The 11,057-nt window shown below is 56.3% G+C and carries 7 protein-coding genes; 3 read left to right on the forward strand and 4 right to left on the reverse strand.

Annotated features, from left to right (window positions below; genetic code table 11):
* Window positions 1-16: 16 nt before the first annotated feature.
* Window positions 17-487, reverse strand: coding sequence for a PA2169 family four-helix-bundle protein (locus tag K227x_RS26665; protein WP_145175199.1), 471 nt, complete (start codon window positions 485-487; stop codon window positions 17-19).
* A gap of 677 nt (window positions 488-1,164) precedes the next feature.
* Between K227x_RS26665 and K227x_RS26670 the strand changes: the two genes are divergently transcribed.
* The 3 genes from K227x_RS26670 to K227x_RS26680 all read left to right on the forward strand — a co-directional run bounded on the left by K227x_RS26670 (window position 1,165) and on the right by K227x_RS26680 (window position 6,875).
* Window positions 1,165-3,489 carry a hybrid sensor histidine kinase/response regulator gene (locus tag K227x_RS26670; RefSeq protein ID WP_315854329.1) on the forward strand — a complete coding sequence of 775 codons (2,325 nt, stop codon included), beginning with the start codon at window positions 1,165-1,167 and terminating at the stop codon, window positions 3,487-3,489.
* Window positions 3,490-3,687: 198 nt separating this feature from the next.
* The gene (locus K227x_RS26675) at window positions 3,688-5,238 is read left to right on the forward strand and encodes a hypothetical protein (RefSeq protein ID WP_246146316.1); all 1,551 of its coding nucleotides are present in this window, start codon (window positions 3,688-3,690) and stop codon (window positions 5,236-5,238) included.
* Window positions 5,239-5,372: 134 nt separating this feature from the next.
* Window positions 5,373-6,875, forward strand: a complete 1,503-nt coding sequence (locus K227x_RS26680) for a sulfatase (protein ID WP_218933562.1) — start codon at window positions 5,373-5,375, stop codon at window positions 6,873-6,875.
* Between the two features lie 635 nt (window positions 6,876-7,510).
* Here K227x_RS26680 and K227x_RS26685 read toward each other — a convergent pair.
* From K227x_RS26685 to K227x_RS26695, 3 genes are all read right to left on the reverse strand, one after another.
* Window positions 7,511-8,878 (reverse strand): sulfatase family protein, encoded by a 1,368-nt coding sequence (locus tag K227x_RS26685; RefSeq protein ID WP_246146317.1) that lies wholly within the window; start codon window positions 8,876-8,878, stop codon window positions 7,511-7,513.
* Window positions 8,879-8,975: 97 nt separating this feature from the next.
* Window positions 8,976-9,995 (reverse strand): magnesium/cobalt transporter CorA, encoded by a 1,020-nt coding sequence (gene corA, locus K227x_RS26690; protein ID WP_145175201.1) that lies wholly within the window; start codon window positions 9,993-9,995, stop codon window positions 8,976-8,978.
* A gap of 25 nt (window positions 9,996-10,020) precedes the next feature.
* Window positions 10,021-10,992 carry a ThuA domain-containing protein gene (locus K227x_RS26695; RefSeq protein ID WP_246146318.1) on the reverse strand — a complete coding sequence of 324 codons (972 nt, stop codon included), beginning with the start codon at window positions 10,990-10,992 and terminating at the stop codon, window positions 10,021-10,023.
* Between the last annotated feature and the right edge of the window lie 65 nt (window positions 10,993-11,057).

Genomic DNA, 11,057 nt, shown 5'->3' on the forward strand with positions numbered 1-11,057 from the left:
TGCCTTCGCTAGAACGTTATTTGTTCTTGTACATGTCACGAAGATCGCGGACCTTGTCGTGTCCAGCCTTCACCTTGACGTACTGGGCAGTCAAAACGTCGTTCATCGCGCTGCCAGCGGTTTCTTTGAGCGCGTCCTCGTAGGCAGCCTTCATGTGATCTTCGCCGCGTTCCGCTTCGATCAGAATCACGTATGGATCGCCACCGTTGAGCTTTCCACGGATGTTGATCCAGATTCGGTGCGTCTTGGCCGCGACGCTGCCGTCGTCTTCCGCTTCTTCGCCATTGAATGAAACGTACTGCTGCAGTTCGCTTGCCATCGCGCTGCGATCGTCGCCCATTGCACGGAACAGGCTAGCGACCTTTGGATCGCTCAGTTCTTCGGCCGATTCGTGGAAACCATTGTAGGAATCAATGTTGGCTCGAATCAGTTTCTGAAGGTTGCTGATCGTCGAGTCGCTCAGACTGGTTTTAGTTTCAAGTGTCATGGGTCTATCCTGAGTTGAAGGAGTGTCGCTGGAATGGCAGCCGCGCCGAATCGAATATGGCGGCTTGCCGGCGATTGGAACTTCTATCGGACAAACGCAAATGGCGGGCCGTAAATAAATCCCAACACCAAATCACGTGAATCGGTTGCTTCCAACGGCTTGAACCCAACAGTGCGACGATTGTGATGAACGCAAAACGTCCGGAGCGCACGCTGATCAGTCATTCGCCCGTGAATCGGGGAACCTTTGCCCCCGCCGATTGATCTGACAATCGCCGCGACAACCACGCGTCGACGGGATCAGCGGACCGATCTAAAACCCTTTCGCGACTCTCTCGGATTGACCGGACACCGCTCACCGAAGTTAAATTGATCAAATAAGCATTGGCAGGGTTCAGGGGATCCACGTGACGATCCATGCCGACTGACGAACCTCGGCGTTTCCTGTCCTTTCCACACCCGTCAACCATAGGATTTCAGCACGACCCGGCAATGAGCTCCTACCCGAGAGCGGCGAGACGCTAGCGGCCCGCCAATGCAATCACCCAGTGGACAAGTTGTCAGACGGTTCGATCGACTAAAGTTGGGGGCAGCTGCAAGCTTGGGACGCCCCCCCGATGCGACAGTGAACTCAGACACAGTGCACTCAGACACAGTGTTCTCCGAACGAGAAATCGAGTGAACGAAACTCCAATGACGGATCAGACGAAGATTCGACGCGGCTTGGTCGAACCGCTCTCGATTGCGCTGGTGATCATCGCATTGGTCATCAGCGGTGTGATCGCGCTGCGGAATTTCAGAGAGTTGCAGGAAAACCGCTTGCTGGTACGACACACCAACCAAGTGTTGGCATCTTTGCGTGAAACGGTTGCTGCGGTGATGGACGCCGAAAGCAGGCAGCGAGGGTTTCTGATCACGGGCGACACCACCTATCTGACACCTTTTGACGAAGCGGTGCGTCAGGCCAACGAATCACTCGACAAGCTAAGGTCGCTGACATCGGACAACCCACGCCAGGCCGTTGAGGTGCCTTTGTTGCGAGCATTGGTTCAAGAACGGATCAATGAACTTCGACACGTATTGAGAGTCCGCGCCGAAGAAGGAAGCCAGGCGGCCGAGGGTGCCATCGCAGCCGACGCAGGAAACAAAACGATGGACCGCATTCGGGCCAAGGCCGATTGGATGCGGGAAATCGAAAGCGAGGTGCTGTTCATTCGCGAGGACTTCGCAGCAAGATCCTATCTCAGCGGTCGCACCAATATCATCACATCGACCGCGATCGGATTGATTCTTGTCGGCAGCGTGCTGTACTTGCTAGAACGCAATCGACGCAAAGCAGAACGGTCCGCTAGCCAGCTTCGCATAATCCGCGAACGACTGGAACTGGCTTTGGATGCCGGTGGGATGGGGTCATGGAATATCGATCCAGAGACCGAGACCCTGATCAGTGACCAGCGATTCCAATCCATTTTCACCGGTCAGATCGGCGAGATCACGTACGAGGAAGCGTTCGACCACATTCATCCCGACGATCGTGCAGCGGTCCAGGCCGCGGTTGCCGCGTCAACCAACGCCGTTCACCCTGCGCCCTATTCGACGGAGTATCGCATCGTGCAGTCCGACGGGACCGTGCGATGGGTGCGAGCCGAGGGGGCAGCTAGTTTTTCCGGCACCGGCAAGCACCGTAAACTCAGCAGCTTTGACGGGACAGTCACCGACATCACCGACCGCAAACGTCAAGAACAACGCTTGCTAGAGAGCGAACAGGCGGCGAATGCTGCGAACCAGTCCAAGAGCGAGTTCTTGGCCAACATGTCGCACGAAATCCGCACGCCGATGGCGGCGATCCTCGGCTATGCCGACGTGCTGCTGGGGCATCTGAAGAACCCCGACAACCGCAACTGCGTGCTGGTCATGAAACGCAATGGCCAACACCTGCTGGAACTGATCAACGACATCTTAGATCTATCGCGGATCGAAGCAGGAAAACTGGACATCGATCTCGAATCGGTCAGCCTGCCACAACTGATCGCCGACGTGCAATCACTGATGCATGTTCGCGCAGAAGAAAAGAAACTCGAATTCCGTGCCGAATTCAATACCAAGGTTCCCGAACAGATTCACACCGACCCGACTCGTTTACGCCAGGTGCTGATCAATCTAATCGGGAACGCGATCAAGTTTACCGACGAGGGCAGCGTGGTGCTGTCGGTCGGGTCGCGTGGCGACCGTGCTTTACAGATTTCGGTACGCGACACGGGCATCGGGATGAGCGATGAACAGCAAGAAAGATTGTTCAAGCCGTTTTCCCAAGGTGATACCTCGGTTACCCGATCCTATGGCGGCAGCGGGCTTGGACTGGCCATCAGCAAACGCTTGGTCGGGATGCTCGGTGGCGCCATCGAAATGGAAAGCAAGATCGATGTCGGTTCCACGTTCACTGTTACTTTGCCGATCGAAGTCGACGCCCAAGTTCAATGGGTTCAACCCGACCTGATCTCGCGTCGCAGCGAAATCGACGACGCCCCCACGAGAAAACGAAAGCTGACCTGTCGCGTACTGGTCGTGGACGATCGCCGTGACGTACGACACATCAGCCAGCATTTCCTAGAAAAAGCCGGTGCAACGGTCAGTACTGCCGAAGACGGACAACAAGGGATGGACAAGGCCATCGAAGCTCGCGGCGCCGAGCAACCGTTTGATCTGATCGTGATGGACATGCAGATGCCAAACGTGGATGGCCTACAAGCGACGGCCCAACTGCGGTCCGAAGGCATCGAATGGCCCATCATCGCGTTGACGGCGGATGCAATGAAAGGAGACCGGGATCGATGCCTTGATGGTGGCTGTGACGACTATCTGTCGAAACCCATCGATCACGAAAAGCTTGTTGACATGGTCGGCCGTTACACCCAAGACATCAGCCCCGAACAATTGCGGGACCAACGCAAACGACGAATGTCCACTTTGCGATCCAACCTGGGTGACACCACGGTCGAATAGCAAAACGGTTCCACGCACGCCGAGTCGGCCCGGGGTACCGGTGGATGGATGATTGAGTGTTTACGCCGGCCAGGATCGGCGATCACGTTCTAGACTTTGCCAGTCGAAAAAGGGATCCGACCGGGTGAACTTGCCATACAATGAATCGACATTGAAGTATCGCGAGCCCACCCACCGACGCCCTCAGGCAACCATCCGATGAATCATCCCCAATCAAACCATCGACGACGATCGTTCCTGAAATCCGCTAGTGCAGCTAGCATCACCCTGTCGCTGGCCGAATTCAGTTTCCTGGGCCGTCTGCCCAGCGTGTCGGCGGCCGAATCTCAGTTGCCCACCACCGCGGTGCAGTTTTCGGAAGACATCGAACCGCTGGTGCGATTGCTGGAAGACACACCGCGTCAGAAGGTGATCGAAACGTTTGCTGAAAAGATTCTTTCGGGCACCAGTTACCGCCAAGTGTTGGCAGCACTCCTATTGGCAGGCGTCCGCAACGTCCAACCTCGCCCCAGCGTTGGATTCAAGTTCCACGCGGTTTTGGTGGTCAATTCGGCACACTTGGCCAGCCAAAGTGCCCCGCCGTCGGACCGCTGGTTGCCAATTTTCTGGGCACTGGATTACTTCAAGTCATCGCAAGCCCGCGATCAACAAGAGGGTGACTGGACGATGTCGGCGGTCGACCAATCCAAACTACCGCCGCCTCATCAAGCCAAACAAGCATTCCGTGAAGCGATGGAGTCTTGGGACGTCGAGGCGGCCGACGTTGCGATCGTTTCGCTGTGCCAATCAGCATCGGCGACCGAAGTCTTTGACTTGCTAGCCCACTACGGCTGTCGCGACTACCGCAGCATCGGACACAAATCGATCTACGTCGCCAACGCCTATCGGACGTTGCAGTGCATCGGGTGGCGTTACGCGGAACCCGTGCTCCGTTCGCTCGCGTACGCAATCTTAAATCACCATGGCGAGCCGAATCCATCGACCAGCGACCTAGGCCCTGACGCGGCTTGGCGGATGACTCAGCAAACACTGCCGCAACTCGACAAGGGCTGGAAGTTTGGCCGAGTTGATTCGGGCGCGACGCTGTCTTTGCTGGACACACTGCGCAGTGCGACACCTAGCGATGCCGTCGAAGCCACCGCCGAAATGCTTTCCAGCGGAATCGCACCGCAGTCGATCATCGATGCGCTATATCTGTCGTCCGGCGAAATGCTAGGCCAGCAACCTGGCATCGTCACGTTGCACTCAGCCACGACCACCAATGCGATGCAGTACGCCTTCCGCACCGCGTACCGAGACAGAACGCGGCAAGAACTGCTGCTGCAAAACGCCGCTTTCATCCCGTACTTTCGGCAGTCCATGCAGGGACGCGAGAAGGTTGCAGCCCAAACCATCAACCTAGGCAGCAGCGAATCATCCGATCAGGCCAGCGGTGACGCGACGGATACGAGCGTCGACAAATTGTTTCAAACGGTATCCGAAAACCGCGGAAAAGCGTCGGCGGCGATGCTCGGCTATCTCGATTCGGGTGCACCACCCGAAGCCTTGATCGATGCCGCACGACGATTAGTGTTTCTGAAGGGCAATGATTCGCACGACTACAAATTCAGCTCTGCAGTGCTGGAAGACTACTACGCGGTTTCCCCTGATTTCCGCAACGCGTTTCTTGCCAGCAGCGCGTACCTGCTGCCTGGCAGTCAAGACAAGAACAACGGACTTGTCGATCGTGTTCGCGAAGCCATCTTGTAGTCGACACCGATGACGCAAAACGGTTCACTGCAAGACCCGAAACCGGATAGCGAGCCATGCTTAGCCATCATCGGCGACGAAGATTTCCCCCTTCGGCGCAAGTCTGCCCCCTCTCTCGCCCCCAAGGCGCACAGATGCAAAAGTCGAATCTTTCCTTGACCATCCTGATCGGCTTGCTTTGCATGACCTCAGGTGGCCGCTTGCCGGGGCAGGAATCGACGGACGCTGATCCGCAGCAAGCCGACAAGATCAGGAATGTGCTGCTGATCGTATCGGATGACCTGCGGGCCAGCACACTGGGTTGTTATGGCGACCAGATCACACGCACGCCCAACCTAGATCGGCTGGCCGCAAACGGAATGGTGTTCGACCGCGTCTATTGCCAAGGAACCTGGTGCGCTCCGTCACGACGATCCTTCATGCGTTCCCGGTATGTCGACGTTAACTGCCCCACGCTTGGCGAAACCCTGATCGACGCCGGCATCCCCAGCGTCCGCGTCGGCAAGATTTTTCACATGCGTGTCCCGGGTGACATCGTCGATGGAACCGATGGCGAGGACATTGCCCAGTGCTGGACCCAGCGATTCAATTCACAAGGCGACGAAGCACACACCGTCGGCGACTATGCCTGTTTGAACCAAAACATCTTCACGACGGCGATGGAAGGCAGGCAGGGCGCCCGCACCGCTCACCGCGCCTTCGTGACCGTCCAGGTCGACGGCGACGCTTCGGACCAACCCGATTCCAAATCCGCGTCCAAGGCAACCCAACTGCTGAATCAGTACAAAGACCAGCCGTTCTTTTTGGCGGTCGGATTGATCCGGCCGCATTACCCGATGGTCGCTCCCCAAGCCATGTTCGGGCACTACCCGCCCGAAGCAATGGAATTGCCCAGCACTTGGAACCAAGACATCGGCGACAGCGGTATTCCACCGGCGGGACTCGCCAGCGGCCGTTCCGCCCAGAATGGCATTGGTCGCTTCCCGATCAACCAAAAACGCATGTGGTCCGGGTATCGAGCCAGCGTTGAATTCATGGATGCCCAAGTCGGCCGCATCCTGGATTCGCTGGACGAACTGGGGCTCAGTGAATCGACGGCGGTGATCTTCACCAGCGACCACGGCTATCACCTAGGCGATCACACGTTTTGGCAGAAAAGCAACTTGCACGAACACGTCGCCAGGGTGCCGCTGATCATTCGACCAGGAACCCCGCCATCCACGTCACAAGCCCAAGCGAGTCGCTCTCCCGAAGCTGCCGGGGGCCGAAGATCGGAATCGCTGGTCGAACTGGTGGACCTGTACCCGACGATTTGCGATTGGCTGTCAGTCGACACACCCGATGATTGCCAAGGCACCAGCCTGTTGCCAATCTTGGCCGATCCATCCAGCAAGATCCGCGAGGCAGCGATCACCGTGGGCGGAAAAAACAAAACACGCAACTTTCTGTACCGAACAAAACGCTGGGCGCTGATGTCGTACCACGATGGAACATCCGAACTTTACGACATGCCACAGGATCCCGAACAGCGGAACAATCTATCCGGTGATCCTCATCACGCGGCTACAAAGAACTCGCTGCAGCAAAGACTCGACGCAGTGATTGCCGAGCGTGGCTTAAGCCTGCCGTCGCGATAGCCAGTCAACGCGAACGCTGCGAGAAACGGAGAAAAGATACACGACGGAGAAAAGGTACACGGACTCTTTTCCCTGTTTCGATTGACGTAGGTGGGCGCACGCGAGGAGCGAGAAAGACGTTTCTAACCACGAATCACACAAATGACACGAATAGGAAACCACGGCCGATCTTGATTATTCGTGTCATTCGTGTGATTCGTGGTTCCCTGTTTACTGCTCTCGACAAAGACCAACCGGCGGAACGTCAATCAACGAACGCAAAATGGTACGGAACGCAAAAAGGTACGCGGACTCTTTTCCCTGTTTCGATTGGCGTAGGTGGGCGCACGCGAGGAGCGAGGAAGACGTTTCTAACCACGAATCACACAAATGACACGAATAGGAAACCGCGACGGGCCTTGCTTATTCGTGTGATTCGTGGTTCCCTGTTTATTGCTCTCGGCAAAGACCGACCGGCGGAACGTCAATCAACGGAAGTTTGCCGCGCATCGCTGCTATCGAAAACCAGCATGCAACAGGCGGTGGATGTGTGCCGGAACTGCAGTAGTGAAACAAACCGCGAGTCCCTGCACTCACGTTGACAGGATGGTCCCGTTGTGTCGTTCGTTGCGATAGCGATTCCCCCGAGCGACCGCTTATCGATCGTTCCAGTCTACGCCGTCGGCCATCACGCTGGCGTTGATCTCCAGCAGCTTCTTTTTCAATCGCTGCAGCCTCTCGGGCATTTGAGTCGCCAGATCATGCTGTTGCCCGGGATCGTTCCGCAGATCGAACAATTGAAAATCACGATAGCCACCTGATCGGATCGTCGGGATCCACGATTCCTGGAACATGTTGTCGGTCGACAATTCGTAGTCCGGTTGTGCGACCAATGAAAAATCGCCATCACGCATCGCCACGACCGGACGCGATTTCTGCAAATGCCAAAACAGTGGTTGGTGCCGAACGAAATCATCGGGCCTTCCCATCAGCAGCGCTGAGATGTCCGATCCATCCAGATGACGATCCTTTGGCGGATCGATGTTCAACAAGCCACAGATCGTGGGCAGAACATCGACCAGGCCAGCAGGTGCATCAGACACTCCCCCTTCGACCACTTTGCCTGGCCAGGAAAAGATCCCAGGAACGCGAATTCCACCTTCCCAATTCAATCCTTTTCGGCCACGCAAATCACCGGTGCGTTCGTCAAGATAGCTTCCATTGTCGGAAGCGTAGATGAACAGAGTGTTGTCGTAATCGCCACTTTCTTTCAACGCTGCCAACAAGCGACCAACGGCTCGATCGGTATTGTCGACCGTGCCCGAGTAGATCGCTTGCTTTTCGCCGACCTTGCCATACTGCGTCACGAGGTCGTCGGGTGCAGCGATCTTTTGGTGCGGTTCATGGAACCAGACATTCATGAAAAATGGCTTGTCAGAAACACGATGTTCCTGCAACCAACCGATCGCTTCGTCGGCAACAATCTGACACGAATAGCCTTCGATTTTCCCCACGGACTGACCATTGCGAATGAAATTGGTCGGGTTGTGATGACTTGGAATCGCGTTGTTGTCAGTGGCGAACCAGTATTCGAACCCATGCTGGTCCGGTGCGGGCTTGTCGTGCAAATCGGTCGGCAACCCAAGATGCCACTTGCCGAAGTGAGCGGTCGAATAGCCTGCCTGACCTAGGCATTCAGCGATCGTGACTTCACGCCGCAGCAGGTGCGACTTCTGAGTGTCATTGTGAATCCAGCTGTAGACGCCCGCACGAATATGGTGCCGACCGGTCAACAACGTTGCTCGCGACGGAGAACAAACCGCGCAGCCGGAATAGAAATTCGTGAAACGCATCCCCTTCGCCGCCAAACCGTCTAGGTTGGGTGTTTGAACGGGTCCGTCATAGCATCCAATGTCCTTGTATCCCAAGTCGTCGGACAACAGCATGACGACGTTCGGCCGATCCGCCGCAGCGACGGCGCATGCCATCAGGAGGACAAACAAAAGGCAAGTGGCATGTCGCATAGGAGATCGATCCGAAGGAGAAAGGTTGCAGACACGAAAACGCGGCATCCCCCAGACGCAGCATCCAGACGCAGCATCCACACGCTGAGGTCCGGAGCTAGAGCCAGCCAAGCTTTCGAAACCACTGATACAGTATCAGGCACGACACCAACATGATGCCTAGCGAGACCGGGTAACCCCACACCCACTGAGTCTCTGGCATGTACTTGAAGTTCATGCCATACAGTCCCGCAATCATCGTCGGCACAGCCAACATCGCCGCCCAAGCCGCCAAACGTTTGGTGTCATCGTTTTGCCCCACGGAGATCAGCGCCAAGTTGCTTTCCAGAGCCGTCTGCGACAACTGCTGCAGACTATCAATCAGGTCCGCAATTCGGACCACGTGGTCATGAACATCTTGGAAATAGGGCCGCGCATCGTCCGAGATCAGTTGCGAATTGGATCGCGCTAAACGCGAAGACACTTCGATCAACGGTGAAATCGCTTGCTTGATGGCTAGCAGGTCACGACGCAGGTGGTAGATCCTAGCCGTGACGCTGCGCATGAGCTTGCCGCTGAAGATCTGGACCTCCAACTCGTCCAACTCTGCTTCCAAGGCGTCGATCACGGGGAAGTACTGGTCCACAATGAAATCCATCACTGCGTGCAGTACAAAGCCTTCGCCTTTGGCCAATAGGTTCGGCGTTGATTCGCACCGCGCCCTGACTCCGACATGGGAATGAGGAGATCCGTGGCGTACGGTGACCACGTAACGAGGCCCAAGAAAGACATGCGTCTCGCCAAATTCGATCCGCTGGTTTTCACGATCCGACAGCTTCACTGTGCGAATGATCACAAAGACACAATCGTCGTAGACTTCCAACTTGGGACGTTGGTGAGCATTGTGGGCATCTTCGACGGCCAAATCATGCAGACCGAAAGCCTGCTGGATATGCAGCAGGACTTTCTCTGTTGGTTCATGAAGGCCGACCCACAGAAAACGATCGGAGTGTTTCCAAGCATCGCCCAAGTCTGCGATCGGTATGTCCGCAACGCGCACGCCATTGCTGTAGGCGGCCGAGTTGATCACCGAACGATGCGGACGATTGCCGGATCCGTCATTGGGCTCGGATGTCATATTGCACTACTGCTGTCGAGGGCATTCACTGGGCAGATTTCTTTTTGTTTTTGGGCTTTGCCTTGGGGCTTCCCTTGGGATCCAAATTCAGGTCTAGCATCGTTGGGTTGACTTGGGAAACAACACCGTCGGCAGGCACGTCCACCTTGGCAACCCACAACAACGCATTCAGGACAACCTTGCGGAAGTCGTCGCCGGCCCAATTGTCGTGGAAGTGACCACCGGTGAACCCAAATCCGCGACCGCCGTCCGCCCGCTCGACAGCCCACATCATGGCTTCGGCACGACCGGCGGACGCTTGGATGTGTGCATAAGGTCCTTGGGGATAAACATAGGGCCCATCACGGACATCGTCCGACGGTGTCGCCAGCAGGATCGGCTGGAACTTGATGCCATCGGTCTGCTTGGGTTCATTGCCGACGATGTCCGAAACAAAACGCATGTTGAAATACCATTCGTCCAGCGCCTTGAACGGCTTGACCCCATTGGTGATCGGGTGGTCGGGGAACACCGCAAAGGTCGGCTCCCAAATTGGATTGCACGAGAAAGCGTTTTCGTAGTGCCCACCGACCCAACGCTGCATTTCGGCGCCAGCTTGGTCAGCGATCACTTCCACGCCATAGTGCATGAACCCCACACCAACACCGTTTGCAGTCCACTGGTCGATCAACTTCAAGCGGCGACCATCTTCCTGCACGATCTCGTGCCTTCCGCCGCCATCCATGTAGAAAACAACTGCGTCGACGTCGTCAAAGATCGACTCATCCTTGGGCCATCCGTTCAAAACCGGTTCGACTTGCAAATCGTCGACCGATTCCAAGCACTTGACCAGCAACTGAACGCCCGCATTGAACTCATGCATCCGTGGCGGGTGCGACGGCTTGCCAGCGACGATGACAAGCTTCTTTGTCTCGGCGCCGCAAGCACCGACGCTCGTGAAAAAGCAGCTCAACAGGAATGCAACGGCGGACGCCGACAATAGAAATGTTTTGTTCAAAGCTTGGTCTCGTGGTGGTAAGGCGGGCCGGATGCGGGGAACCGTCGCGGATGATCCGTGACGTG

The organism is Rubripirellula lacrimiformis (assembly GCF_007741535.1).
Taxonomy (GTDB): Bacteria; Planctomycetota; Planctomycetia; order Pirellulales; family Pirellulaceae; genus Rubripirellula; species Rubripirellula lacrimiformis.

What these genes read in the sequence shown, in the direction of transcription:
- K227x_RS26665 (WP_145175199.1), bottom strand. Translation starts at nt 487, where the DNA reads ATGACACTTGAAACTAAAACCAGTCTGAGCGACTCGACGATCAGCAAC.
- K227x_RS26675 (WP_246146316.1), top strand. Translation starts at nt 3,688, where the DNA reads ATGAATCATCCCCAATCAAACCATCGACGACGATCGTTCCTGAAATCC.
- K227x_RS26680 (WP_218933562.1), top strand. Translation starts at nt 5,373, where the DNA reads ATGCAAAAGTCGAATCTTTCCTTGACCATCCTGATCGGCTTGCTTTGC.
- K227x_RS26685 (WP_246146317.1), bottom strand. Translation starts at nt 8,878, where the DNA reads ATGCGACATGCCACTTGCCTTTTGTTTGTCCTCCTGATGGCATGCGCC.
- corA (WP_145175201.1), bottom strand. Translation starts at nt 9,995, where the DNA reads ATGACATCCGAGCCCAATGACGGATCCGGCAATCGTCCGCATCGTTCG.